The 24,864-nt window shown below is 61.6% G+C and carries 23 protein-coding genes; 7 read left to right on the top strand and 16 right to left on the bottom strand.

Features of this window, described 5'->3' with window-relative positions; translation table 11 throughout:
• From AC3WMT_RS09385 to AC3WMT_RS09400, 4 genes are read right to left on the bottom strand one after another with little or no spacing between them, the layout of a single operon-like run.
• Entirely contained in the window at positions 1-4,575 is a 4,575-nt protein-coding gene (locus AC3WMT_RS09385) for an alpha-2-macroglobulin family protein (RefSeq protein ID WP_103303719.1), read from the bottom strand.
• A complete protein-coding gene (locus tag AC3WMT_RS09390; RefSeq protein WP_064589422.1) occupies positions 4,572-5,222 on the bottom strand; it encodes a DUF1175 domain-containing protein in 651 nt (216 codons plus the stop codon). Before AC3WMT_RS09390 ends, AC3WMT_RS09385 begins: the two co-directional genes overlap by 4 nt.
• A complete protein-coding gene (locus AC3WMT_RS09395; protein WP_103303776.1) occupies positions 5,207-6,919 on the bottom strand; it encodes a DUF2138 domain-containing protein in 1,713 nt (570 codons plus the stop codon). Before AC3WMT_RS09395 ends, AC3WMT_RS09390 begins: the two co-directional genes overlap by 16 nt.
• 35 nt (positions 6,920-6,954) lie before the next feature.
• Positions 6,955-7,746: a YfaP family protein gene (locus tag AC3WMT_RS09400; RefSeq protein WP_103303720.1), complete on the bottom strand. Its 792-nt coding sequence runs from the start codon at positions 7,744-7,746 to the stop codon at positions 6,955-6,957.
• 500 nt (positions 7,747-8,246) lie between these two features.
• Between AC3WMT_RS09400 and AC3WMT_RS09405 the strand changes: the two genes are divergently transcribed.
• From AC3WMT_RS09405 to AC3WMT_RS09420, 4 genes are all read left to right on the top strand, one after another.
• On the top strand, positions 8,247-8,489 hold the full coding sequence (locus tag AC3WMT_RS09405) for an exodeoxyribonuclease VII small subunit (protein ID WP_003228627.1): 243 nt from the start codon (positions 8,247-8,249) through the stop codon (positions 8,487-8,489).
• A complete protein-coding gene (gene ispA / locus AC3WMT_RS09410) occupies positions 8,486-9,373 on the top strand; it encodes a (2E,6E)-farnesyl diphosphate synthase (RefSeq protein ID WP_103303721.1) in 888 nt (295 codons plus the stop codon). The genes AC3WMT_RS09405 and ispA overlap by 4 nt, the downstream gene beginning before the upstream one ends.
• Positions 9,374-9,464: 91 nt before the next feature.
• Positions 9,465-11,363 (top strand): 1-deoxy-D-xylulose-5-phosphate synthase, encoded by a 1,899-nt coding sequence (gene dxs / locus AC3WMT_RS09415; protein WP_103303722.1) that lies wholly within the window; start codon positions 9,465-9,467, stop codon positions 11,361-11,363.
• Between the two features lie 171 nt (positions 11,364-11,534).
• Complete coding sequence (locus AC3WMT_RS09420; protein ID WP_103303723.1) at positions 11,535-13,418, top strand: TonB-dependent receptor domain-containing protein; 1,884 nt, start codon at positions 11,535-11,537, stop codon at positions 13,416-13,418.
• Positions 13,419-13,568: 150 nt separating this feature from the next.
• On the opposite strand, the gene AC3WMT_RS09425 is transcribed toward AC3WMT_RS09420, so the two are convergent.
• The 12 genes from AC3WMT_RS09425 to nrdR form a co-directional block, all read right to left on the bottom strand.
• A complete protein-coding gene (locus tag AC3WMT_RS09425) occupies positions 13,569-14,369 on the bottom strand; it encodes a cobalamin-binding protein (protein ID WP_103303724.1) in 801 nt (266 codons plus the stop codon).
• Entirely contained in the window at positions 14,369-14,788 is a 420-nt protein-coding gene (locus tag AC3WMT_RS09430; protein ID WP_103303725.1) for an MFS transporter, read from the bottom strand. Before AC3WMT_RS09430 ends, AC3WMT_RS09425 begins: the two co-directional genes overlap by 1 nt.
• On the bottom strand, positions 14,785-15,402 hold the full coding sequence (gene ribA / locus AC3WMT_RS09435; RefSeq protein ID WP_103303726.1) for a GTP cyclohydrolase II: 618 nt from the start codon (positions 15,400-15,402) through the stop codon (positions 14,785-14,787). Before ribA ends, AC3WMT_RS09430 begins: the two co-directional genes overlap by 4 nt.
• A 245-nt stretch (positions 15,403-15,647) precedes the next feature.
• Positions 15,648-16,394: a substrate-binding periplasmic protein gene (locus tag AC3WMT_RS09440; protein ID WP_103303727.1), complete on the bottom strand. Its 747-nt coding sequence runs from the start codon at positions 16,392-16,394 to the stop codon at positions 15,648-15,650.
• A gap of 37 nt (positions 16,395-16,431) precedes the next feature.
• Positions 16,432-16,935 (bottom strand): phosphatidylglycerophosphatase A family protein, encoded by a 504-nt coding sequence (locus tag AC3WMT_RS09445; protein ID WP_103303728.1) that lies wholly within the window; start codon positions 16,933-16,935, stop codon positions 16,432-16,434.
• Positions 16,932-17,897 carry a thiamine-phosphate kinase gene (gene thiL / locus AC3WMT_RS09450; RefSeq protein ID WP_103303729.1) on the bottom strand — a complete coding sequence of 322 codons (966 nt, stop codon included), beginning with the start codon at positions 17,895-17,897 and terminating at the stop codon, positions 16,932-16,934. Before thiL ends, AC3WMT_RS09445 begins: the two co-directional genes overlap by 4 nt.
• 27 nt (positions 17,898-17,924) lie before the next feature.
• On the bottom strand, positions 17,925-18,425 hold the full coding sequence (gene nusB / locus AC3WMT_RS09455) for a transcription antitermination factor NusB (protein ID WP_103303730.1): 501 nt from the start codon (positions 18,423-18,425) through the stop codon (positions 17,925-17,927).
• Positions 18,422-18,898, bottom strand: coding sequence for a 6,7-dimethyl-8-ribityllumazine synthase (gene ribH, locus AC3WMT_RS09460; protein WP_003228649.1), 477 nt, complete (start codon positions 18,896-18,898; stop codon positions 18,422-18,424). The genes nusB and ribH overlap by 4 nt, the downstream gene beginning before the upstream one ends.
• 186 nt (positions 18,899-19,084) lie before the next feature.
• Positions 19,085-20,176 (bottom strand): bifunctional 3,4-dihydroxy-2-butanone-4-phosphate synthase/GTP cyclohydrolase II, encoded by a 1,092-nt coding sequence (gene ribBA / locus AC3WMT_RS09465; RefSeq protein ID WP_103303731.1) that lies wholly within the window; start codon positions 20,174-20,176, stop codon positions 19,085-19,087.
• A 16-nt stretch (positions 20,177-20,192) separates the two neighbouring features.
• Positions 20,193-20,858 (bottom strand): riboflavin synthase, encoded by a 666-nt coding sequence (locus tag AC3WMT_RS09470; RefSeq protein WP_103303732.1) that lies wholly within the window; start codon positions 20,856-20,858, stop codon positions 20,193-20,195.
• Between the two features lie 47 nt (positions 20,859-20,905).
• Positions 20,906-22,039, bottom strand: coding sequence for a bifunctional diaminohydroxyphosphoribosylaminopyrimidine deaminase/5-amino-6-(5-phosphoribosylamino)uracil reductase RibD (gene ribD / locus AC3WMT_RS09475; protein ID WP_103303733.1), 1,134 nt, complete (start codon positions 22,037-22,039; stop codon positions 20,906-20,908).
• Positions 22,036-22,500 (bottom strand): transcriptional regulator NrdR, encoded by a 465-nt coding sequence (nrdR, locus tag AC3WMT_RS09480; RefSeq protein WP_003228656.1) that lies wholly within the window; start codon positions 22,498-22,500, stop codon positions 22,036-22,038. Before nrdR ends, ribD begins: the two co-directional genes overlap by 4 nt.
• Positions 22,501-22,628: 128 nt before the next feature.
• On the opposite strand from nrdR, the gene AC3WMT_RS09485 reads away from it, so the two are divergent.
• From AC3WMT_RS09485 to trxA, 3 genes are all read left to right on the top strand, one after another.
• Positions 22,629-23,093, top strand: coding sequence for a YbaY family lipoprotein (locus AC3WMT_RS09485; protein ID WP_103303777.1), 465 nt, complete (start codon positions 22,629-22,631; stop codon positions 23,091-23,093).
• Positions 23,090-23,743 carry a class I SAM-dependent methyltransferase gene (locus tag AC3WMT_RS09490; RefSeq protein ID WP_103303734.1) on the top strand — a complete coding sequence of 218 codons (654 nt, stop codon included), beginning with the start codon at positions 23,090-23,092 and terminating at the stop codon, positions 23,741-23,743. The genes AC3WMT_RS09485 and AC3WMT_RS09490 overlap by 4 nt, the downstream gene beginning before the upstream one ends.
• A 188-nt stretch (positions 23,744-23,931) precedes the next feature.
• Positions 23,932-24,804 (top strand): thioredoxin, encoded by an 873-nt coding sequence (gene trxA / locus AC3WMT_RS09495; protein WP_103303735.1) that lies wholly within the window; start codon positions 23,932-23,934, stop codon positions 24,802-24,804.
• Positions 24,805-24,864 lie beyond the last annotated feature (60 nt).

Genomic DNA, 24,864 nt, shown 5'->3' on the forward strand with positions numbered 1-24,864 from the left:
TCAGTTGACCGTGACCTGACCGAGGGCGGCTTTCGCTTCCTGAGCCTGATGTTGCGGCGCGTAGACCTGGGTGAAACGCACCGGCGGCAGGTTGAACTGCCCCTTCTGCGAGAAACGCACCAGATGACGCAGACGCAATTCACCGCTCAGCGCATCCACTGGCACCGCGTAAGCCAGTTGCCCCGGTTCGAAGCGCGCTTTTTCCAGCGCGGTCGGCTCGGTGCCGTCCTTGCCCTGCAACTTGATGCCCCACGTGGTGCGTTCGACATCGGCACCCGGTGGCAGCGGCACTTCGAGCATGCCGTAGCGCAGCGGCTTCGGCGCTTTGCTGGTGAGGATCACTTCGTCCAGATACAGGCTGTCGCTGGACAGAGGCTTGGTGCCGACCGCCTCCAGTTTGAAGGTGAACGCTTCGTCGCCCGGCACCAGCCGCGACAGACGCCGGGTGATGGTCACGGCCATTGGATCGACGGCCGGTTGCTGGGTCTGGAAGCTCAGCGCGGCGCGCAGCGGACGCTCCTGAGTGCCGGACACCGACAACACGCTCGGCACCGGCGTCGCGCCCTGCCATGTCCAGAACATCTCGCCGGTCGCGCCGTAATTTTTCTTCCAGCCTTCTCCCGGGGTCAGCGCGATGGTCGGCGACGCTTGCGCGATGCTGCGTTGCAACCAGCTCAGCGCCAGCGCCCGCTCAAGGGTCGATTGCTGCGGCAGCAGACGTTGCAGCAATGCCGTCGCACGCGCCTGATCAAACGGTTGCAGCGACAGATTCAGCGCCTCGGCGAAGGGCTGCGAGCTGACCGACAGACGTTGTTGCGCCGCACCTACCTGACGATTGAACGTTTCGGGCAATGCCACTTTCGATTGCGTGGCCAGCGACGCGGTCAAGACTCGCGCCGCAGCCAGACCGAGTGCCGATTGCGGATCGCTCATCACCAGACTGTCTCCGCCATCGTCCATCAGGGTTTCGGCGTTGCCTTCACCAGCCTTGGCCAGATCGTCCATCAAACCGCTGAGCAGCGTGTTCACCGGCAGATGCATCTGCTTGGCGAACGACAGAATCAGCGCCCGTTGCAGCAGCGGCGTGTTCGGCGCCTGCTTGGCATAGACCTCCAGCACCCGCTGCCAATGCTCCGGCGGCAGGGTCAATTCCAGCACCTGGCTGGCGTTCCAGTCGGCGTAATAGGCGTACGCGGTAAGGAACGCGTCAGGCTCACCGTCGTAACCCCACCAGGTGAAGCTCGCCGACGGCCCGGCCATTTGCACCAGACGCAAACGGCTGTTCTGCATGATCAGACGCAAGCGATCGCGGATTTGCGGGTTCGACGCCAGCGATGGATAAGCGATGCTCAACGGCAACAAACGACTGGCCGTCTGCTCGACGCCGCCGTACGGGTAGCTGAGCAGATCATCGAGGGCGGACCGGAACAGCGCTTGCGGACTGTCATCCAGACGCAGGCGAATGTCAGTGGCGTCCGTCGGCAGGCTTAGCGGTGTGTCGCCGCTGGCCACGTCGAGGCTCTGGGTCTGCGTTACTTGCCAGCCGTCACCCGTCGCACTCAGGCGTACAGCCAGGGCATCGGCAGTTTTGCCGTCCTGCACCAGCTCCGCCGTCCACTCGCCGGAGGCCAAGGCAAACGCCGGCAGCGGCAGGTAGTTGATGCCGTTGTTCAGGGTCACCGGCAGGCGTTGTTCGGCGCCCGCGTAGTGCGTGACGAGTTCAGCCTTGACCGGTTTCTCGGCCTGGCTGAACGCGAACACGCCGAGTTGCGGCTGATCGCCCTTGCGGAATTTGCTCGGGCCGCTCCACTTCAGGTACAGCGGTTTTTCCGAGCGGACGAATTGCTTCTTCTGCCCGACCTGACCGTCATCGGCAATCGCCCGCGCGGTGATGCGCCAGCGGGTCAGCGAGTCCGGCATCTTGAAGGTGAAACGGGTTTTGCCGTCAGCACCGGTCAACAACTCTGGTTGCCATGCGGCGGTGTCGACGTCTTCGCGACGCGGACGCTCCAGCACTTTCACTCCGCGCTCGCTGCGGTTGGCCTTGCCCGGCGCGCCGGGGCTGCCCGGCAACGCGACGTCGTAACTGATGAACGACAGGCTGGCGCTGGTACGCACGTTGTTGCGGCGTGGGTGGTAGAAGAACTGGTCGATGGTCGGCGCAACTTCCGGTTGCAGCGCGTAGACCATTTCATCGACCACGCTGACGGTCAGGTGCGCCGGTATCGCTTTGCCGGCGAACTGCGTGGTCAGGTCGACGGTGACGGTATCACCCGGCAGATAAACCGCTTTGTCAGTGCTGATCGCCACGTCGATTTGCGGGGCAATCACCTTGATCCCGGCGTTCTGGAAGCTGTACTGGCCACCCTTGGTGTACAGCACGGAGAAGGTCAGGTTCGGCGCAAAGTTGTCCTTCACCGGGATGCGCGCGCGGTATTGGGTGTCGCTGAGTTTTTCCAGTTTCAGCCAGTCGCCACCCTTGGCCAGCAGCGCGGTGGCTTCGACCTTGTCGCGTTCCAGCGACAGCAGTGCATCGCTCACTGGCTCCGGGAAGGTGATCAACGCCAGCGCTTCATCGCCGGACTTGTACTCCGGTTTGTCGAGGACGATTTCCACGGTGCCCGGCACCGCTTTGACGCCATCGCCAGTGACCGAGTGGCCGGTGGCACCGAGTACGCGACCGTGTTGATCCTTCAATGTCAGGTTGTAAGTACCCGGACGCTCGAAGGCAATGCTGAAACCTTTGTCCTTGGCCGCAAGCTTGCCCTCGCCGGTGCTCTGGTCTTCCAGACGCACCCAGGCGTAACTGCTCGGCGTGACCGCTTTGCTCTGCTCGGTGCCGCCCTCGTTGGCGTAGCTGAACGCAACCTTGTCATTGACGGCACTGAAGCGTTGCGGCGCGCTCAAGCGGAAGCTTGCCGCGCCCCGGTCGATGAGGATTTCCTTGGTGGTCTTGACCCGATAAGCCGCGCCATCGCTGGCAAACACGGTGAGCATGTAGCGGCTCGGTTTATCGGCCGCCGGCAGGTCGAGGGTCGCGTTGCCCTTGCTGTCGGTGGTCAGTTCGGTGCTGGTCAGTTCCACCGGGAATTGCCCAAGGTATTGCAGCTCGTTGTCGACCATCGACAATTGCTGGGCACGCAGACTCAGGGTCAGCTTGGCGTTGGCCACCGGTTTACCGTCTGGGTAGAGCAGCACCAGGCTGCCCTTGACCGGTTCGCCCGTGCGGTATTCCTGCTTGGCCAGATTCAGCGAAATTTCAAAGTGCGGCTTGATGTACTCGGCAACGCGGAAGGCGCTGCTGTAGGCCTGATCCTTATAGTTGAAACGAATCTCGTAACCACCGGCCACGGCGTTATCCGGCAACTGGAAACGGCCCTGAGTGCCGGCCTTCGAATCGAGTTTCAAATCGAGACGCTGCAATTCGGTACCCGTCGCATCCAGCACGCTGACAGTGACATCGGCCGCCCCCGGCAACACCGAATCCCGTGCATTCTTGAACTCGCGACCGACAATTTTCAGCGACACCCAATCGCCCGGGCGATACAGCGGCCGGTCGGTGAAGGCATAGAGTTTGGTGTCGTAGATTTCGCTGTCGTAATAGAAGTTCTCGGAGACGAACACCCCGCCCTCTTCGTCTTCGCCGATCACAAACGAACGCTCAGGGCTGACGTGTTTCAGGCGCAGCAAACCATCGGCATCGGTGGCGCCGCTGCTCATCACGCCGAGTCCATCGGTCCACAGCACATTGACCTTCGGCACCGAACTGCCTTCGTGTTTGCGCGCAGCCCAGACCAGCAACTCATCACCGGCAATCTTGCTGACGGCAACGGTGTTGGAGACGAAAACCATGGTGGTCGCGCGGTACTTGCCGATCAGTGCTTCGACCAGATACAGACCCGGCTTCAGGTTGCCCAGAGGGATGTAGACGTTGCCCGGCGCGACGCTGACGAAGTCGCTGGAAGAGCCGGCCAGATTGACCCCGGCCGGCGGCTGAATCGGCTTGGCCTGCCACAGCGGATAACGGAACTGGCTGACCACCGGCAGACCCGGGATCAGCGCAAATTGCGGCTGTGCGTCGTACGGCGTCGGCGCGGCGATGGCATTCCCCATCTTCAGTTCCGGCACTTCCTCGGTGACCTGTTTGCGCGATTCGTAGGAGAACGCACGCTGCATCACCCGACGGGATTTGCGGTACCAGTTGTCCCACAGATACGCGAGGGTATTGGACAGGCCTTCACCCTTGAACTGACCGTCACTGACCACGCGGTGCAGGTTCTTCTGGCGCTTGAGGAAGTCCAGCGGCTTGTCGATGCGATACACGCGAATGTCCGCGCCGCCGTACGGTTCCATGCGGAACCGGCGGTAGTCGCGGCCCGGCGCTTCAAGGCGCACCATCGCCTGTTCGTCGGCGGCGAAACTGCTGTCGGCGAGCAGGAAGAAGCTTTCACCGGAGACCGGCGTGTAGCCGCTTGGCTCCACCGAGTCTTCAGCGTTGACGGTCGCCAATGGCAACAACAGCGCCAGCAGCAGGGAAATTCGAGCGCAGAGTCGCAGCATGCGGGCACCGGTCATTGGGAGAGAAAGTTCAGTCGATAGACGCCGATGAAGTTGGGGTTGGCTGCGTCGGGTATCCATCGGGTGTCCTTCCATGTCATGAGTTGCTGCAGGCTTGCCGAACGCATGCCGTTGTCAGTGGGGGTGGTCGTGCCGGTGTGATAGGCGATGTAGCGGCCCATCCAGATCATCAGGTGCTGGTCGTCGCCCTGATCGAAAAACATCAGGTCGCCGGGGCGTGCCTGAGACACGTCACGGCTGACCAGATGGCTGTTGAACTGAATCAGTTTGATCGCGTTGACGTACGGCCCGACCTTGCCGCCGCCCTGCTGCCATTGCTGGGCGAGCTTGCGCTGCTCATCGCTGAGCGTCAGCTCTGGCGGCAGGTAGCGATTGGACAGGCCATTGCTGCGCAGCCACTTGTCGTCGTGAACCTTCAGCGCTTCGTTGGCGGCGAAACGCACCAGCCCGGCGCAGTCCTGCTGATACCAGCGCGGGCTCGGGCCTTGACTCAGTTGCTCCTGAGCGATGCGCACGAACCAAGCGCGGAACACTTGGGATTGCGCCGGATCCAGTGCAGGCGCCTCGACGGCTCGGGCACCCGCGCTGAGCAACAGCGCGAGCAGGCCGAGGCTGCGGATCAGTGCCGTCACAGCGCTTTCCATTCCAGCGGCAACCACTGCCAGTGGCCGTCAGGCTCGCTGCCTTCGGGCAGGGTCAGGGCATATTTGCCGTAGCCACCGAGGGTGCGCAGTTTCGGGATCAGGTAGGTTTGCGCGGCGTTGTAGAACACCGGTTCCATGTCCTGCGGCAGGCTGTCGAGGGTTTCCTGCTGCATCAGTTGCGCCATCGAATCCGGGCCGAAGTAGATCGGCATCAGCACGTCTTTGGGCAGTACGTCGGCCATCGGCGGGAAGCGTTTGTCGAGCGTGCCGAGAGCCTTGTCGACGAGTTTGTCGTCGAGAGAAAACAGCAGTGTCGAGCCGTGGCGGGCGAGGCTGACTTTCATGAACGCCTTGCCGCTGATCGCGTCCGGATTCTCGGCAGTCTTCGCCGCATAGGGGCCGAAATTGGAGCTGACCTGACGCTGCCAGACGTGGCTCTGACCTTGTTGTTTCTCGACCACCGGGAAGACGTTTTCTTCAACGTTGGACTCGAATGCACCGACCATCGAGCCGAACAGTTTGCCGAGGTCGCCGTCGAGTTTGCTGCTGTCCTCGTCCTTCAGACTGGCGACCAGCAATGGCGTGTACAAACGTGAATCGGCGTACCAGCACAGGCCCGCAGCACCAGCCACATGCTCGGTGAGGGTCTGCGCGACGGCTTCTTCGGCGCCGAGTTTCACCAGCAACGGCTTTTGCGGTTCAGCCGCGACCGGCAAGGTCACGCAAGCACTGGCGCCCAGCGGCATCGCTTGCCACACCGGTTTGAAATCGAAGTCCGGCTGGTTGTCCAGTTCGTCCATGGCCAGGTAGCTGTGCCAGCCCTTGTCGTCCATGTCGAAACGCAGCCCGGCGAAGTTCGGGATAAAGCGCTGATAACCCATGGCGAGGACGCTGGAGTTGACCGAGAGACGCTGTTTGGTCTCAGGGGTTTTTGCTGGCAGGCCGAAGGCTTCCGGGAACAGTTTTTCACCGTTGAGCAGGGCCGCCAGCGCTTGCGGCGAAACATGGCCCGACTCTTCGGAGACGCCACTTTCGGGGTCGTAATACTTGGCCGGATTGGACAGCACCACCAGTTTGTCGCCGTGGGAGGCGAACAACAGGGCTTTGCTGGCGTTGTAGGTCAGTTGATACAGGGGCACGGTATCGCCACCGACCTTGAGTTCACCCATCTGGCTAAGCTGCGTGTCATCCAGCGCGACTTTCGCCAGTGGCTCCAGCAGTTTCGCCAGCCCGCCGCGATCCATCACCAGCAGGAAATCCTTCAAGCGGCCATCAGCGCCGCGCCACAGCGCAACGTCCGCGGGTTGATCGAAAAGCTGTTCGATCAGGCTGTCCTGCAACTTCAGATCATGCTCGTAGATGATCCGGCGCAGACTGCCGATCAGGCCCAGGCGGTCGGCGTGGGTTTCGTAATAGAAGACGAAATCTTCGGTGAGCGTGGCCTTGAGGAACGGCACCGTCAGCAGGTCTTTGGGCAACTGGCTCAGGGAGCGGGTTTCGAGCAACGCATCCGGACGGCTCAGGCCAAGCTTGTCGCTGGCCAATTCCGCCGGCGGTGCCTTGGGCTTGAGCAGCAGCCAGCCAAAGCCACCCGCCACGCCGGCCACCAGGCACAACCCGGCCAGCAGCAAAGGCCAGCGCCGCGAAGGTTTGGCCGCTGGCGTGTCGGCAGCCGAAGTAACAATGTTATCGCTCATCTTCTCAAAGCCCGATTTCATCCGTGGCGGGATGCTTAATAGTTGAAAGTCTTGACCAGCAGCAGATCACCGATCGCCCGCAGGGGCACGATGAAGGTCTCGCGTTTTTCGTCGACGGTGTTTTCGTTGAGCACCAGCGTGATTTGCGAGGTAATCACCTCGTTCTGGTTGCTGGTCTCATCAAAGTTATAGCCGCCGTTACCGTAGTTGCCCCAATAGTTGACGTAAACCAGATAGGTGCCATGCAGCGGCGCGGTCATGGTGAACATCTCCGGACCGGGACCATCGACGCCATCCGGGTCGAGACCGCCGCCGTTGCTCAGCGCCGGCCGCGCCCAAAAGGCATGCTGGCCATCGGGCGTGACAATGTGCAGATCAAGTTCGGCTTTCGGATCGTCCCATCCCAAGACAAGACGAATTTTCGCCGGCGTGCGCAGGTTATTTGCTTCATAAAATTGCACGCGCTTGAGCGACTGGCCTTCGGCGCTGATCACCTCGACGCTGTTCGACCCCGCGCCAAACGCATACGGGCGGGCAAATCGCCCCTGGTCGTCGGTGTACAGATTCAGGGGATTGCCGTTGACGGCGAGGCTGTGCGGCGGGCGCATATGGCCGATGGCTTTGAGCTGGCCTTCGATCATTGTGCGATTACGCTGGATGCCGCGATCGATCGGCGGCGTCGGGTAGGCGACTTGCGGGTTTTCCGTGCGGTCGAGCAAACCGTGATAACGCCAGCCGCCCACCGGTTCCGCCAACTCGGCAGTCGGCGCGGCCAGCAGCGCGGGCGCGCAGGCCAACCCGATCAGCAGCATAAGAAATGAACGCATGTAATGCCTCCTGCCATGCCTGAACGAAACCTTGCACCTGATCCTCGGTACTTCACAGCGGTGAAAACTGCGTTTCGTCTGAAAGACCCGTGACTGTCGGGTCGTAGAAGGCGCGAAGATTAGCCATTCGGCAGTTTTTTAACAATCGGATACATCTGGATTTGCGGTGAGAATCACGCAGTGTTGTTGAGCGTGAGCAGAATAGCGCTCTTATTCGGCTCACAAAATGAGCCGAATAAGCCTTAACCTTCATGAATCCCTAAAAAACCTGTGGCGAGGGGATTTATCCCCGATCGGCTGCGAAGCAGTCGTAAACCGTTACCCACGGTTTTCCCTGAAAAAACCGGTCGGCTGTTTTTGGGGTTGCTGCGCAACCCATCGGGGATAAATCCCCTCGCCACAGGGTTATGTGCACGGCCTTGGACCAGGTACCTCATTTGCCCATAACCCCCCTATCTGCTAGTGTCGCGCCGGTTTAACGTCAACCGGAAATCGCCGCCATGGCCCGCAAAAAAGCTGCACTGGATTTCGAACAGTCCCTCGCCGACCTGCAAACACTGGTCGAGCGTCTGGAGAATGGTGAATTGTCGCTGGAAGACTCGCTGACCGCTTTCGAGCAGGGCATCGGTCTGACCCGTGACTGCCAGGCAGCGCTGGCGCAAGCCGAGCAGAAGGTGCAAGTGCTGCTGGAGCGCGATGGCGAACTCGCCGAGGAACCCTTCGACGCGGAACAGCCAGAATGATTGCAGCGTATTCGGCGACCAGTCAGGCGCGGGTCAACGCGGCCCTGGAAACCCTGTTCAACGCCCCGCTGCCGGAACTGGCGCGCCTCTACGAAGCGATGCGCTACAGCGTGATGAACGGCGGCAAACGCGTGCGTCCACTACTGGCCTATGCCGCATGCGAAGCCCTCGGTGGCAAGCCCGAGCAGGCCAACGGCGCGGCCTGCGCCGTTGAACTGATCCACGCCTATTCGCTGGTGCACGACGATTTGCCGGCGATGGACGACGACGATCTGCGTCGCGGTCAGCCGACCACCCACAAGAAATTCGATGAAGCCTGCGCGATTCTCGCCGGTGACGGCTTGCAGAGCCTGGCCTTCAGCGCCCTGCTCGACCCGCGCCTGAGCGATCTGAGCACAGACATTCGCCTGCAACAGGTCACAACGCTGGCGCATGCGGCAGGCCCGGCGGGTATGGTCGGCGGTCAGGCCATCGACCTCGGCTCGGTTGGCCTGAAGCTCGATCAGAAAGCCCTCGAACAGATGCACCGGCACAAGACCGGCGCGTTGATCGAGGCCAGCGTCAAACTCGGCGCCCTGGCCAGCGGCCGGGCCGAGCAGGAGGAACTCAAGGCCCTGCAGACTTATGCACAGGCCATCGGCCTCGCCTTCCAGGTGCAGGACGACATCCTCGACGTCGAAAGCGATACCGAAACCCTCGGCAAACGCCAGGGCGCCGACATTGCCCGCGACAAGCCGACCTACCCGGCCCTGCTCGGTCTGGACGCCGCCAAGGCCTATGCCCTGGAACTGCGCGATCAGGCCCTGCACGCCCTGCGACCGTTTGACGCGGCAGCCGAGCCGTTGCGCGAGCTGGCCCGGTATATCGTCGAGCGCCGCAACTGACGGCGAATCAGCCAAAAAAGACCAACGCGTGGGCAGGGGGCGATGCATCAGGTAAACTGCCGCATCTTTTATACCTATAACGATTCGCCTGATGCCCACGACGTTTCATGAGATTCCCCGCAAGCGCCCGACCACGCCCCTGCTCGACCGCGCGAATACGCCGGACGGCCTGCGCCGGTTAGGCGAAGCCGAGCTGGAAACCCTGGCCGATGAGTTGCGCCTGGAATTGCTCTACACGGTCGGCCAGACCGGTGGGCATTTCGGTGCCGGCCTGGGCGTCATCGAGCTGACCATCGCGTTGCATTACGTCTTCGACACCCCGGACGACCGGCTGGTGTGGGACGTCGGTCATCAGGCGTATCCGCACAAAATCCTCACCGGTCGCCGCGAGCGCATGGAATCCCTGCGCCAGAAGAATGGCATCGCCGCTTTCCCGCGCCGCTCCGAGAGCGAGTACGACACCTTTGGCGTCGGCCACTCCAGCACCTCGATCAGTGCAGCGCTGGGCATGGCGATTGCCGCCCGCCTGCAAAACAGTGATCGCAAGGCGATTGCCGTGATCGGCGACGGCGCACTGACGGCGGGCATGGCCTTCGAGGCGCTGAACCATGCGCCGGAAGTCGACGCCAACATGCTGGTGATCCTCAACGACAACGACATGTCGATCTCGCGCAACGTCGGCGGTCTATCGAACTATCTGGCGAAGATCCTTTCCAGCCGCACCTACGCGAGCATGCGTGAGGGCAGCAAGAAAGTCCTGTCGCGCCTGCCAGGCGCCTGGGAAATCGCCCGTCGCACCGAAGAATACGCAAAAGGCATGCTGGTCCCCGGCACGCTGTTCGAAGAGCTGGGCTGGAACTACATCGGCCCGATCGACGGCCACGACCTGCCAACGCTGATCGCTACGCTGCGCAACATGCGTGACCTCAAAGGCCCGCAGTTCCTGCACATCGTCACCAAAAAAGGTAAAGGCTTCGCCCCGGCGGAAGTCGACCCGATCGGTTACCACGCAATCACCAAACTCGAACCGCTGGACGCCCCGGCCGCTGCGCCGAAGAAAGCCGGCGGGCCGAAGTATTCGGCAGTGTTCGGCGAGTGGCTGTGTGACATGGCGGCGGCTGATCCACGCTTGGTCGGGATTACCCCGGCAATGAAGGAAGGCTCGGATCTGGTGGCGTTCAGCGAACGCTTCCCGCTGCGCTACTTCGACGTGGCGATTGCCGAACAGCACGCGGTGACGTTCGCTGCCGGCATGGCCTGCGAAGGCGCGAAACCGGTGGTGGCGATCTACTCGACATTCCTCCAGCGTGGCTACGATCAACTCGTCCACGATGTGGCGGTGCAGAACCTCGACGTGCTGTTCGCCATTGACCGTGCAGGCTTGGTAGGCGAAGACGGCCCGACCCACGCCGGCAGTTTCGATCTGTCGTACCTGCGTTGCATCCCGGGCATGCTCATCATGACTCCGAGCGATGAGAACGAATTGCGCAAAATGCTCACCACCGGCCACCTGTACAACGGCCCGGCGGCGGTGCGTTACCCGCGCGGCAGCGGCCCGAATGCGACCATCGAGAAAGATCTCGAGCCTATCGAAATAGGTAAGGGCATCGTCCGTCGCCAGGGCAGCAACGTCGCTCTGCTGGTGTTCGGCGTGCAACTGACCGAGGCGCTGAAAGTCGCCGAGAAGCTGGATGCGACGGTGGTCGACATGCGTTTCGTCAAACCGCTGGATGAGGCACTGGTGCGCGAGATTGCCGGCAGCCACGAGTTGCTGGTGACGATCGAAGAGAACGCGATCATGGGCGGCGCCGGTGGCGCGGTCAGCGAATTTCTCGCACGCGAGAATATTCTCAAGTCGATGCTGCATCTGGGCTTGCCGGACAGCTACGTCGAGCACGCGAAACCGGCGCAGATGCTGGCGGAGTGCGGGCTGGATGAGGCCGGAATCGAAGCGTCGATCCGCGAGCGTCTGGAACTGCTCAACCGCTAAATCGCTGGATACATGCAATACCCCATGTGGGAGCGGGCTTGCCCGCGAAGGCGTCGGCACAGTCAACATTGATGTTGAATGTGCCGGCCTCATCGCGGGCAAGCCCGCTCCCACAGTGTTTTGTAGAACTCCAAAAATTTGTGAACACCTGAAACACCATTGGACTGCCCGATGAAACTCTCGCGCCTCGCCCTGCCCTTCCTTCTGCTGCCAGCCGCCAGCGCCCTCGCCGACACCTTCGAACGCGATCAAGCGCTGAAGCTGCCTGACACGCTGATCAGCGCCAACCGCCAGGTCGAAACACGCAACGACAGCAGCGCGGCCAACACTGTATTTACCCGCGAAGACATCGACCGCCTGCAACCGAGCGATGTGCCAGACCTGCTGCGTCGGGTGCCGGGCGTGCAGGTGGCGCAGGCCGGCGGGCGCGGCAGCCTGCCCGGGATTTATATTCGCGGTACGCAGTCGGCGCAGAGTCTGGTGCTGGTCGACGGCCAGCGCATCGGCAGTTCCACTTCCGGCGACAGCAACCTGCAACACCTGAACATCGAGCAGATCGAGCGCGTTGAAGTGCTGCGCGGTTCGCGTTCGGTGATTTACGGCAGCGACGCGATTGGCGGGGTGATTCAGATCTTCACCCGGCGCGGCACTGAGCAGGGTTTGCAGCCGCGCCTGCATGCTGGCGTCGGCAGCAACCAGACCTTGGAGCGCAGCCTCGGCTTGTCTGGCGGCGATGACAAAACCCGCTTCAACCTCGGCGCCAGTCTCGATGAAACCGCCGGCATTGATCGCACCCACGAGTCATATCCCAGCGATAGCGATCACGATGCTTACCGCAACAAGTCTCTCAGCCTGAGTCTCAGTCATGCACTGACTGATGACATCGAAGTCGGTGCCAACCTGCTGGATAACCGTGGCAAGAGCGAATTCGACAACCCATTCGGTCGTTTTGACATGAATACTTTCGAATCGGTGCAGCAGCAGCCTTACAGCGATTTCAACGTCAGCAGCGTCAGCAGTTACGTCGATGCCCGGATCAACGAAACCTGGAAAACCCGCGTCGAATTCGGCCATACCGAGAACCGCGAGAAGACCCTCGACAAGCTTAGCGATGAACGCACGGTGTTCAACACCTACCGCGACTCGGTGAACTGGCAGAACGACCTGACACTGGATGCACGTAACAGCCTGATCCTTGGTGGCGACTGGTATGAAGACCGGGTCAACAGCAGCACCGCGTTCGATGAGGACAGCCGCTGGAACCGCGCCGCGTTCATCCAGCATCGCTATCAGGCCGACAGCTTCTCCACCGAACTGGGCCTGCGTCACGACGACAACCAGCAATTCGGCAGCCAGAACACCTGGAGCGGTACGTTCACTCTGCCGCTGAACCCAGACAACGACCTGTTGCTGAGCTACAGCGAAGGCTTCCGCGCGCCGACCTTCAACGATCTGTACTACCCGGATTTCAGCAACCCGAATCTGAAACCGGAAACCTCGAAAAGCTACGAGCTGCAATGGCGCAGCCAGTTGAACGACAGCAGCCGTCTCGAAGCCTCGATTTACCGTACGGACCTGGAAGACGCGATCATTTTCGGCAGCAATTCACGACCCGAGAACGTCGCCTCAGCGCGGATCAACGGTTTTGAAGCGGCGCTGAAACAGCAACTGTTCGGCTGGCAGAGCAACCTTGGCGTATCGATCATTGACCCACGCGACCGCGATACTGGCCATACCCTGGCGCGGCGTGCGCGGCGGACCTTGAGTTGGGATCTGGATCGGCAGTTCGACCGTCTGAGCCTCGGCGCCAGTTGGCAGGTGGTAAGCAGCAGCTATGACGACCGGGATAACCGGCAGTCGTTGGGCGGCTATGCATTGTTCGGCTTGCGCAGCAGCTGGGCACTGAACCGCGAGATCAAGCTGGATCTGAAGGTGGATAACCTGCTGGACAAGGGCTACAGCCGGGCGAACTACAGCTATGACGGCAGCCAGTATGGTTATCGCGAGGAAGGTCGGGCGTGGATGTTTGGCGTCACTTGGACGCCGCAACTCTAAGATCAACCTCGATCAACTGTGGCGAGGGGATTTATCCCCGATGGGTTGCGAAGCAGCCCCAATACAGACACCTCAGTGAATCAGCCAGATTGAGCTCACCGGTTTACGGCTGCTACGCAGCCGGTCGGGGATAAATCCCCTCACCACAGGTTATCGGTCAGGCGCGATGAGGTGGCAGAGCTTGGCTGTCGCATCGATCATCTGCCAGCTGGGCCTTTCCAGGCCCTTGTCAGTGACAAGCAGCAGTTTCCCCTGCGTCACCGCCGCCACCTGCGGCCAGGATTTCCACGCATCGAGCTGCGCCTGATCACTCGCCAGAATCACCTCGGGATTGCGCTGCAACACGGCTTCAATACTCACCTGCGGCGCCGGCAGACTCAGGTCGGCGAACACGTTGCGCGCCCCGCACACCTGCAGCGCATCGCTGATGATCTGCCCTCCGCCCACCGTATACAGCGGCTTGTCCCAGACTTGATAGAACACCTTGAGCGGCGTGTCGCGACGATAGCGCTGGCGCAGGCCATCAAGTGTCTTGCGCAGATCCGCCGCCAACTTCAGCCCCCGCTCAGGCCGACCCAGTTGAGCGGCAATCGCTTCGATCTGCCCGGAAAGCTGTTCAAGGCTGTGCGGTTCGGCGACGAATGTGGGGATGTTTAACCGCTTGAGCTGATCACGCTGTGCCGGGCCGACACTGCCGGGCCAGAGCAACAACAGATCGGGTTTCAGGCTGAGCAGTTGCTCCATGTCGAGCTGGCCATAGCGGCCAACGGAAGGCACCCCGGCAAGGGCCGCCGGACGCTCGCCGGCATCCAGCACGCCGACCAGCAGGTCGGCTGAATCCAGTTCAACGACGATTTCCGACAGAGACGGCGCGAGGCTGACCACGCGCAGACTCGCCAGCGCCGGAGCATTGGCGGCCAGCAGCAGAACCGCCAGCCAGAGTTGGCGCATCAACCGAGTTGACGCGGAATACGGTAGAGGTAGAACAGCACTGCCGTGGACAACGCCAGCAGCATCAACGGCACTGCTTCGAGGCCGACGAACACCGCTAGCGCTCCGATCCACGCCGGCAGCGCAGCCACAAGGAAGGCGCTGCGACGACGCGCCGCGAGAGCGATCCACGCCGCAGGTTCTTCAGGGGTATCGAGGGCTTTCTGGGTGGCGATCAGTGCGTGTTTATAACGGCCGAAAAACTTCAGGCTGACAAACATCGACGCCACGCCGGCGATAAAGAACGGCATCGCCAGCACCGGCATGATCCCTTCGCCCTCACCGAACAGTGCGTTGAAGACAAACAACGGCACCAGCGCCAGCGCCAGGTATTTCCACCAGTCGACGCTGAGGCGACGGCGCACCTGACCGCGGGTCACGCGCGGTCGACCTCGCCCTGATGCTCGTTGCCCATCATGTGGTCGAGCTTGCTGGCCTTGGTCGCCAGGTAGAGTTTGTTGTGCGGGTTGTGCCCGGTGTGCAGCGGCACGCGCTCGGCGACGGTGATGCCCATGTCGGTCAAGGCTTTGACCTTGCGCGGGTTGTTGGTCATCAGTCGCAATGACTTGACGCCCAGATGCTCGAGCATCGGCAGACACATGGCGTAGTCGCGCTGGTCGGCGGCGAAACCCAGACGCTCGTTGGCTTCAACGGTGTCGGCGCCGCCGTCCTGCAATTCGTAGGCGCGGATCTTGTTCAACAGCCCGATGCCACGACCTTCCTGACGCAAGTACAGCAGCACGCCACGACCTTCACGGGCGATGGCTTTGAGCGCGCCTTCGAGTTGCGAGCCGCAGTCGCAACGCTGACTGAACAAGGCATCGCCCGTCAGGCATTCGGAGTGCAACCGGCCGAGTACCGGGGCACCGTCGGCGAAATCACCCAGGCTCAGCACAACGTGCTCGCGGCCGGTGGCTTCATCGAGAAAACCGTGCATGGTGAATTGCGCAAAAGGCGTTGGCAGCTTGGAAGCGGCGACAAAAACGACAGGCACCGGTGTGCTCCTGATCTAAAAAAGTCTGAAGATTCGCTGGGCGGCATTGTAACAGCAGCTTTGGGCAGGCGCTTAGGCTGAATTATCGGGCATAACGATCAAAAAGTTTGATAACTAAGCCAAGAACACGGCGTTCCCTGTGGGAGCTGGCTTGCCAGCGATGGCGTCATATTTGCCACCACTGCGGTTACTGACCCAGCGCTATCGCTGGCAAGCCAGCTCCCACAGGGTTCTTTACCAGCCGGTCAATCGTGATCCGTCGAGACGAACGGATACGGCTGCTTCCACTTCTCGAAGATCGGCTTCAGCTCGCCGCTCTTCACCAACTGGTCCATGCGCTGGTCATACAACGCCATCAATGTGCGGGCCTGTGGCGTATTGGCAAAGCACAGGTACAGCGGCAGTTCGGCGATATGGGTTTTACGGAACTGCGACGGATCCCTGGCCCGGCCGACCACGTAATCGACTTCAGTCTGCGCATCAATGTAATAGTCGGCACGGTTGTGGGTCAGCATCGACAGAATCCCGGTGCGCCGAATGACCTCGTTGTAGCTTTTCACGTTGGGCAAATAATTCTGGTAGTCGTAGCCGCGTACCCAGGCCAGTCGATAGTTGCCCAGGGTTTCCGGACTCGGTGCCGGATTGCTGGCGAGGCCCAGCGCGTAGATATGATCGGTGTCGAAGTTCCAGCGCGGATAGAGCAGATCACTGGTCTCTTCATGATAAGAGCCGACACAGGCATCGACTTCGCCGCGTTGAGCCAGCCCCACGGAACGCGTGTAAGGCTCGGTACGAATGTCGAGTTTCACCCCGGCCGGCTCGAACACCTTGCGCAACACGTCCCAGCCGAGGCCATGACCATCGGCGGCGGTGTAATCTTCCCAGTCTTCGCTGGCCAGATGAATGACCGAAGGCGTCGGCGCGGCGTCCTGCGCATTGGCGACAGTGCCCAGCAGGATAAAAAACACAAGCGCCCACCAACGTCGAGCCATCCCCAGTCCCCTCACGTAACCCTGACGCCCCTTGGGATCAGGTGAACAGCCACACCAGCCCCTGCATCGCCAGCCAGGCAAAGACACCGGCCAGCACGTCGTCGAGCATGATGCCAAAGCCGCCATGGACATGCCGGTCGACCCAGCGAATCGGCCACGGCTTGAGAATGTCGAAGAAACGGAACACGAGGAAACCCGCGAGCAACCAGTACCAACCTTCCGGCACCAGCCACAGGGTGATCCACATCCCGACCATTTCGTCCCAGACGATGCCTTCGTGGTCGTGTACCCGCAGATCGTCGGCGACCTTGCCGCACAGCCAGAAGCCGAACAGCATGGTGATCCCGAGCATCAGCCAGTATCCCCAATCGGGCAGCATCTGCCACAACGGGATAAAGGGTAGCGCAACTAGCGAGCCCCACGTGCCCGGCGCTTTCGGCAGCGTGCCGGAACCAAAGCCGAACGCGAGGAAATGCCAGGGATTGCGCCAGACCGACGGCGGCACGAATTCGGCCGGAACCTGTTTCGGGTGATCTGTCACGGTGTCTCCTGAAAATGTTGATAGCCCCGGATTTGCGGAGTGATGTCACGCCCCTCGCGATCCAGCAGCGCCACGCCCTGCCCCTTGGTCACACGGCCGATCACGTGAATCGGCCAACCGCCGACCAGCAGCTCCGGCAACTCGACGGACGGTAAGGTGAACGCCAGCACATAATCATCGCCGCCGCTCAACGCTGCACGTTCGGCACCGCGCTGCCCGAGAAACGCCACTAATGCATCCGACAACGGCACGCGCTCGCGTTCAATCTCGAGTCGAACCTTCGATGCCAGCGCGATATGACCGCAATCGGCGAGCAAGCCGTCGGAGATATCCAGCGCTGACGTGGCTTTGCCGCGCAAGGCCTGACCGAGGGCCAGTTGCGGTTGCGGCGACCAATAGTGGTCGAGCAATGGCTGGCCAATCTCCGGCGCGGCGTCGCGCTGGCCCAGCACCAGCGGCAATGCGCCGGCGGCATTGCCCAGCTCGCCGCCGACGCACAACAAGTCCCCCGGTTGCGCGCCGCTGCGGGTCAAGGCTTGTCCGGCGGGAACTCGACCGAACACGGTGACGGTCAGGCTCAACGGCCCACGCGTGGTATCGCCGCCCACCAACGCAACGCCGCAGCTCTGCGCCATGCGGTTCAAACCACGGGCATAGGCTTGCAGCCAATCGGCGGTCACCGTCGGCACAGTCAGGGCAAGGGTAAAGGCAACGGGCGTGGCGCCCATGGCGGCCAGATCGCTGACCGCGACGGCCAGCGAGCGCTGACCGAGCAGAAACGGATCGCAGGGGTCAGCGAAATGCACGCCGGCCACCAGCGTATCGGTGGAAATCGCCAGCTGTTCCCCGGGAGGAACCGCCAGCAGGGCACAGTCATCGCCGATTCCCAGTGCAACGCCCTCGCCGCCCTGCGCACAAGGCGCGGCGGCGAAGAAATTGCGGATCAGCTCAAACTCGCCCATGGCTGAGACAAAGAGTTCAAGCGCCGATCAGCGCTTGAACGCCTTCACTTCAGCTTCACGCAGGCGCGGAGCCAGCTTGTCGAGTACGCCGTTGACGAACTTGTGGCCGTCGGTCGAACCGAACACTTTGGCCAGCTCGATACCTTCGTTGATCACAACGCGGTACGGCACGTCGACGCGCTTGAGCAGCTCCCAGGTGGACAGGCGCAGAACGGCCAGTTCAACCGGGTCCAGCTCTTCGATCGCCAGATCCAGGCAAGGCGTCAGGGCGTTGTCGATTTCGGTCTTGAACTGCGGAACCCCGTGGAGGATTTCGCGGAAGTAAGCACCGTCGACATCAGTGAAATCGTTATCAACGCGGAACTGCGCTTCGATCTCGTTCAGCGATTGCCGAGCCATGTGCCACTGGTACAGCGCTTGAGTCGCGAGCTGACGGGCTTCGCGACGCTTGACGCTTTTCGAGGGCTTGCCGGCATCCGCAGGTTTTGGATCGCGCGGGTTGAAACGATCGCTTTCGTCGCTAATCACTTGGCCTCCAACTGCGCCAGCAGGCTGACCATTTCCAGAGCGGACAGGGCAGCTTCGGCACCTTTGTTACCGGCCTTGGTGCCGGAACGTTCGATGGCTTGCTCGATGGAATCAACGGTCAGGACGCCGAACGCGACCGGTACGCCGAACTCCATGGACACCTGGGCCAGACCCTTGGTGCACTCGCCTGCTACGTATTCGAAGTGCGGAGTGCCGCCACGAATGACTGCGCCGAGGGCGATGATGGCTGCGAACTCACCTTTCTGGGCGACTTTCTGCGCGACCAGCGGGATTTCGAAGGCGCCAGGTGCGCGGATGATGGTGATGTCGCTTTCGCTCACGCCGTGGCGAACCAGGGCATCAACTGCACCGCTGACCAGGCTTTCAACAACGAAGCTGTTGAAGCGGCCCACTACCAAAGCGTAGCGGCCTTTAGGGGCGATGAAGGTACCTTCGATGGTCTTCAGGGTCATTCGTCAGTTCTCTTAAAGAGCCGGGACGCGTCTCGTACGCATCCCTCAGTGATATTAGCTGTGGCGAGGGGATTTATCCCCGATGGACTGCGTAGCAGTCCCAAAACAGGGGCCGCTGCGCAGCCGTCGGGGATGAATCCCCTCACCACAAGAATCCATGTCAACAATGCCGGAAACAACCGGTCATTATTCGGAGGGCACGTATTCTACAACTTCCAGATCGAAACCGGATATCGCATTAAATTTCATTGGCGCGCTCATCAAACGCATTTTGCGCACTCCGAGGTCACGCAGGATCTGCGAACCGGCACCGACGATGCTGTAGGTGGTCGGTTTTTTCGGCGCGGCCTGATCACCGGTTTCACGGATGTGCGCCAGCAACACGTCACCATCGAGCGGGTGACCGAGCAACAGCACCACACCGCTGCCCGCTTCGGCAACCGCAGCCATCGCGGCGCGCAGGCTCCAGCGGCCCGGTTGCTTGACCATCAGCAGGTCGCGCAGAGGGTCCATGTTGTGTACGCGAACCAGGGTCGGTTCTTCGGCGCAAACAGTGCCCAACGTCAGGGCCATGTGCACGTCGCCTTCCACCGAATCACGATAGGTCACCAGGTTGAATTGGCCCAGTTCGCTGTCCAGCGGCTGCTCGGCAATCCGCTGAACGGTACGTTCGTGGATCATCCGGTAGTGAATCAGGTCGGCGATGGTGCCGATCTTGATGTTGTGTTCGGCAGCGAAAGCTTCCAGTTCGGTGCGGCGGGACATGGTGCCGTCGTCGTTCATCACTTCGCAGATCACGCCGCTCGGCTCGAAACCGGCCATGCGCGCCAGGTCGCAAGCGGCTTCGGTGTGGCCGGCGCGAGCCAGGGTGCCACCGGCCTGCGCCATCAGCGGGAAGATGTGGCCCGGGCTGACGATGTCTTCAGCCTTGGCGTCTTTGGCGGCAGCGGCTTGCACGGTGCGTGCACGGTCGGCGGCGGAGATGCCGGTGGTCACGCCTTCGGCCGCTTCGATCGACACGGTGAACTTGGTACCGAAACCGGAACCGTTACGCGGGGCCATCAGTGGCAGCTTCAACAGTTCGCAGCGCTCGCGGCTCATCGGCATGCAGATCAGGCCACGGGCGTGCTTGGCCATGAAGTTGATGTGCGCAGCCGTGCAGCATTCGGCGGCCATGATCAGGTCGCCTTCGTTCTCGCGGTCTTCGTCATCCATGAGGATGACCATCTTGCCTTGGCGGATGTCTTCAACCAGTTCTTCGATGCTATTGAGCGCCACAAGGCACCCCCTTCAGTCAGGATTTGAGGTAGCCGTTGGCGGCCAGAAAGCTTTCAGTGATCGTACCGCCAGCGCTCGGCTCTGCGGCCTTGTCGCCCAAGAGCAGACGCTCCAGATAACGCGCCAGCAAGTCGACTTCCAGATTCACCCGGCGACCTGGCTTGTAGGACGCCATGATGGTTTCGCTCAGGGTGTGCGGAATGATCGTCAGCATGAATTCGGCGCCATCGACCGCGTTCACGGTCAGGCTGGTGCCGTCGACGGTGATCGAGCCTTTATGGGCGATGTACTTGGCCAGTTCTTTCGGCGCGCGGATGCGAAATTCCACAGCGCGGGCATTGTCGGCGCGCGAGACGATCTCGCCGACACCGTCGACGTGGCCGCTGACCAGATGCCCACCGAGACGGGTGGTCGGCGTCAGGGCTTTTTCCAGATTGACCGGGCTGCCGCTTTTCAGGTCATTCATGGCAGTGCAGTCGAGGGTTTCGCGGCTGACGTCGGCAGCGAAACCGTCGCCCGGCAATTCAACCGCCGTCAGGCAGACGCCGTTGACCGCGATGCTGTCGCCGAGTTTGACGTCGCTCAGGTCGAGCTTGCCGGTTGCAACATGCACCCGTACATCGCCGCCCTTTGGGGTCAGTGCACGGATACTGCCGATGGATTCGATGATGCCGGTAAACATGGGGTTCTCCTTGAGAACGAAGCCAGCGCTAACGCGATGGTCGGGAATTATACGCTCGCCGATGGAACAGGGATGGCAGTGACTCGCCAGTCATCGCCAACCGCGCGAATTTCAGTGATTTTCAGCTCGGGGGCGTCCTTCATGAAGGACAGCGGCCAGTCCAGCAGCGGACGTGCCGAGGAACCCAGAAACTTGCCGGCGATGAAGATCACGAACTCGTCGACCAGACCGAGCTGAGCAAACGCACCGGCCAGACGCGGGCCAGCCTCGACCAACACTTCATTGACGCCACGGCCGGCCAGTTCGATCAGCAGTTGATGCAGATCGACCTGACCGTCATCGCCCGGCACGATCAGGCATTCCGGACCGTTGGCGTATTGCTCTTCGACCGCCATGCAGGTGGCAACCAGCGCCGGCCCAGCCTTGAAGAATGGCGCGTCGAGCGGCACCCGCAGACGGCCGTCGATCAGTACGCGCAATGGCGGGCGACTCATGGCCAGCGCAGTTTGTTCGGCATCGAGGCCCAACTCGTCAGCGCGCACGGTCAGGCGGGCGCCATCGGCCAGCACCGTGTCGGCACCGGTCAGCACCACGCTGGCCTGGGCGCGCAAACGCTGCACGGCCGAACGTGCGGCCGGGCCGGTGATCCATTGGCTCTCGCCGCTCTCCATCGCCGTGCGACCGTCGAGGCTCATGGCCAACTTGACCCGCACGAACGGCAAGCCGTGTTCCATGCGTTTCAGGAAACCTTGATTGAGCTTGCGCGCATCACCTTCCAGCACGCCGCTTTCGGTGGCGATACCGGCATCTGCCAAACGCTGCAAGCCACGGCCGGCCACTTGCGGGTTGGGATCGCGCATTGCTGCGACCACACGCCCAACGCCGGCATTGACCAACGCATCGGCACACGGCGGCGTGCGGCCATGGTGGCTGCAAGGTTCCAGCGTCACGTAAGCGGTGGCGCCCCGGGCCAGTTCACCGGCGGCGCGCAAGGCGTGGACTTCGGCGTGCGGTTCGCCGGCACGTTCATGCCAGCCTTCGCCGACAATCTGCCCGTCCTTCACAATCACGCAGCCCACACGAGGGTTGGGGTGCGTGGTGTAGTGACCTTTGCGCGCCAGTTCCAGCGCGCGGGCCATGAAATGGGCGTCGAGGATGGCCTGCTCGGCGGCGCGGGTCATTCTTTCACCGGTTCGCGGGCGAGGCGGTCGATCTCTTCGCGGAACTCGTTGAGGTCCTGGAAGCGTCGGTACACCGAGGCGAAACGGATGTAGGCCACTTCATCGAGCTTTTGCAGCTCGGCCATCACCAGTTCGCCGACCACGAGGGATTTGACCTCGCGCTCGCCAGTGGCACGCAGCTTGTGCTTGATATGGACCAGGGAGGATTCGAGGCGCTCGACGCTCACCGGACGTTTCTCCAGGGCGCGTTGCATACCGGCGCGGAGTTTTTCTTCATCGAACGGTTGGCGGCTGCCGTCGGTTTTGATCAGGCGCGGCAACACCAGTTCGGCCGTCTCGAACGTCGTGAAACGTTCGCCGCAGGCCAGGCATTCACGCCGGCGGCGCACCTGTTCGCCCTCGGCGACCAGACGCGAGTCGATGACCTTGGTGTCGTTGGCACCGCAGAAGGGACAGTGCATGGTGGCTGGCAACAAAAAAAGGGAGGGCCATGGTAGCGCATCCCGGTGGCAAGACAAGCCATAGGGTTTGCGGTATACAGACGGGCATGATCGTTTGATCCATGGATTTCATTTTGCCGGAGCCGCCAATGCCTTTACGTCCGCTCGTTTTGCTCAGTCTTTTCAGCCTGCTGGTGGCCTGTGGCAGCGATGCGCCCAAGCCGCAACCGCCGACGCCGGGACCTGCGCCTCAACAGGCACAGAAAAAAGCCAAGGAGGCCGCCGACCTCGGCCCGCTTCCCGCCTATCAGCGCGAATTGAGCGGCACCCTGCAAGGCGTACCGGCGGGCGCCGAAGTCGAACTGGCACTGCTGGTGATCGATGAAAAGGATCGTCCGCAACAATTGCTCGCCAGTTCCAGCCTGATCGGCAACAACCAGATCCTGCCGTTTCGCCTGCGCTTCAACCCGGACGCGTTTCCGGCCGGGGCACGGGTTGAGCTACGCGGCCGCGCCAGCCAGTCCGGCCAGTTGATCCTGCACCTGCCGTCGCAGACCATCACTCAGCCGACCACACAGGCGCTGGGCCAACTGCAATTTGTCAAAGCACCATGAATGCACCGCTCGACCTGCAACAGGCCTTAGGTGAATTGCTCGGCGACGCCAGACTCAAGGCCTGTGCGTTGCCGGACACCGATTTAAAGCTGTGGCTGATCGACGGCGACAACATGGCCCGCGAATTCAGTCAGGAAGAAACCCAGCGAATCCTGCACGAACCGCCGTACTGGAGTTTTTGCTGGGCCAGTGGCCTGGCAGTGGCGCGTTATCTGGCCGAGTTTCCAGAATGGGTTCGTGGCAAACGCGTGCTGGATTTCGGCGCAGGGTCCGGCATCGCCGGGATTGCCGCAGTGAAGGCCGGGGCACTGGAAGTGGTGGCCTGCGATCTCGATCCGCTGGCGATCGCCGCGTGCCGGGCGAATGCCGAACTCAACGATGTGCAGATGAGTTATTCGACGGACTTTTTTGCCGAAGCGGATCGCTTTGATCTGATCCTGGTGGCGGATGTGTTGTATGACCGGGAGAATCTGCCGTTGCTTGATGCGTTTCTCAGCCGTGGCCGTGAAGCGTTGGTGGCGGATTCGCGGGTTCGGGACTTTCAGCATCCTTTGTATGAGCGGATTGAGATGCTTGAGGCGATGACCTTGCCGGATCTGGCGGAGCCTGAAGAGTTTCGCCATGTCAGCCTGTACCACGCCCGGCGCTGACTAAAAAGCATCGCGGGCAAGCCCGCTCCCACAGTGACCGAGTCGAACCGAGATTTTGTATACGACACAGAACCCTGTGGGAGCGGGCTTGCCCGCGATGGCGTCCTCCCTGACAACTCATCTCTAACTTTCGGCCACACCCAACCAAGCCGTATAGTTGCCCCATCCACGCTTTGACGAGATCCCCCATGAGTGAGCCAACGCCGTATATCTTCGACGCCACGACTGCCGATTTCGACCAGTCGGTAATCGAAGCCTCTTTCAACAAACCTGTGCTGGTGGATTTCTGGGCCGAATGGTGTGCGCCGTGCAAAGCGCTGATGCCGATGCTGCAAGGCATTGCCGAGAGCTATCAGGGCGAACTGCTGCTGGCCAAGGTCAACTGCGACATCGAACAGGACATCGTCGCCCGTTTCGGCATTCGCAGTCTGCCGACCGTGGTGCTGTTCAAGGACGGGCAACCGGTCGACGGTTTTGCCGGGGCACAACCGGAATCCGCCGTACGCGCCTTGCTTGAGCCGCATGTGCAGATGCCGGCGCCGGCCGCTGCCGATCCATTCGAACAGGCTCAGGCCTTGTTTGATGACGGCCGTTTCGCCGATGCCGAAGCGGCGCTGGTGGTCATGCTCAATGAAGACAACACCAACGCCAAGGCGCTGATCCTCTACGCCCGCTGCCTGACCGAACGCGGTGAACTGGACGAAGCGCAAACCGTGCTCGACGCGGTCAAGAGCGATGAGCACAAGGCCGCTCTGGCCGGGGCCAAGGCGCAGATCAAGTTTCTCGGCCTTGCCCGCGACCTGCCGGACGCTGCCGACCTGAAAGCGCGTTTGGCGAAAGATCCGCAGGACGATGAAGCTGTCTATCAACTGGCGATTCAGCAACTGGCTCGTCAGCAGTACGAAGCCGCGCTGGAGGCACTGCTGAAGTTGTTCATCCGCAACCGCAGCTATGGCGAAGGTTTGCCGCACAAGACCTTGCTGCAAGTGTTCGAGTTGCTCGGTAACGATCATCCGTTGGTGAATGTGTACCGTCGCAAGGTGTTTGCCGCGCTTTATTAAGATCAAGAGATCGCAGCCTTCGGCAGCTTACGTCCCTCCTGTAGGAGCTGCCGCAGGCTG

The sequence above is a fragment of the Pseudomonas sp. FW305-7 genome (assembly GCF_058786735.1).

Excerpts from the sequence above, each read along its gene's own strand:
- AC3WMT_RS09385 (WP_103303719.1), bottom strand. The coding sequence starts at position 4,575 with ATGACCGGTGCCCGCATGCTGCGACTCTGCGCTCGAATTTCCCTGCTG.
- AC3WMT_RS09390 (WP_064589422.1), bottom strand. The coding sequence starts at position 5,222 with ATGGAAAGCGCTGTGACGGCACTGATCCGCAGCCTCGGCCTGCTCGCG.
- AC3WMT_RS09395 (WP_103303776.1), bottom strand. The coding sequence starts at position 6,919 with ATGAGCGATAACATTGTTACTTCGGCTGCCGACACGCCAGCGGCCAAA.
- AC3WMT_RS09400 (WP_103303720.1), bottom strand. The coding sequence starts at position 7,746 with ATGCGTTCATTTCTTATGCTGCTGATCGGGTTGGCCTGCGCGCCCGCG.
- AC3WMT_RS09405 (WP_003228627.1), top strand. The coding sequence starts at position 8,247 with ATGGCCCGCAAAAAAGCTGCACTGGATTTCGAACAGTCCCTCGCCGAC.
- ispA (WP_103303721.1), top strand. The coding sequence starts at position 8,486 with ATGATTGCAGCGTATTCGGCGACCAGTCAGGCGCGGGTCAACGCGGCC.
- dxs (WP_103303722.1), top strand. The coding sequence starts at position 9,465 with ATGCCCACGACGTTTCATGAGATTCCCCGCAAGCGCCCGACCACGCCC.
- AC3WMT_RS09420 (WP_103303723.1), top strand. The coding sequence starts at position 11,535 with ATGAAACTCTCGCGCCTCGCCCTGCCCTTCCTTCTGCTGCCAGCCGCC.
- AC3WMT_RS09425 (WP_103303724.1), bottom strand. The coding sequence starts at position 14,369 with ATGCGCCAACTCTGGCTGGCGGTTCTGCTGCTGGCCGCCAATGCTCCG.
- AC3WMT_RS09440 (WP_103303727.1), bottom strand. The coding sequence starts at position 16,394 with ATGGCTCGACGTTGGTGGGCGCTTGTGTTTTTTATCCTGCTGGGCACT.
- thiL (WP_103303729.1), bottom strand. The coding sequence starts at position 17,897 with ATGGGCGAGTTTGAGCTGATCCGCAATTTCTTCGCCGCCGCGCCTTGT.
- ribH (WP_003228649.1), bottom strand. The coding sequence starts at position 18,898 with ATGACCCTGAAGACCATCGAAGGTACCTTCATCGCCCCTAAAGGCCGC.
- AC3WMT_RS09470 (WP_103303732.1), bottom strand. The coding sequence starts at position 20,858 with ATGTTTACCGGCATCATCGAATCCATCGGCAGTATCCGTGCACTGACC.
- ribD (WP_103303733.1), bottom strand. The coding sequence starts at position 22,039 with ATGACCCGCGCCGCCGAGCAGGCCATCCTCGACGCCCATTTCATGGCC.
- nrdR (WP_003228656.1), bottom strand. The coding sequence starts at position 22,500 with ATGCACTGTCCCTTCTGCGGTGCCAACGACACCAAGGTCATCGACTCG.
- AC3WMT_RS09485 (WP_103303777.1), top strand. The coding sequence starts at position 22,629 with ATGCCTTTACGTCCGCTCGTTTTGCTCAGTCTTTTCAGCCTGCTGGTG.
- AC3WMT_RS09490 (WP_103303734.1), top strand. The coding sequence starts at position 23,090 with ATGAATGCACCGCTCGACCTGCAACAGGCCTTAGGTGAATTGCTCGGC.
- trxA (WP_103303735.1), top strand. The coding sequence starts at position 23,932 with ATGAGTGAGCCAACGCCGTATATCTTCGACGCCACGACTGCCGATTTC.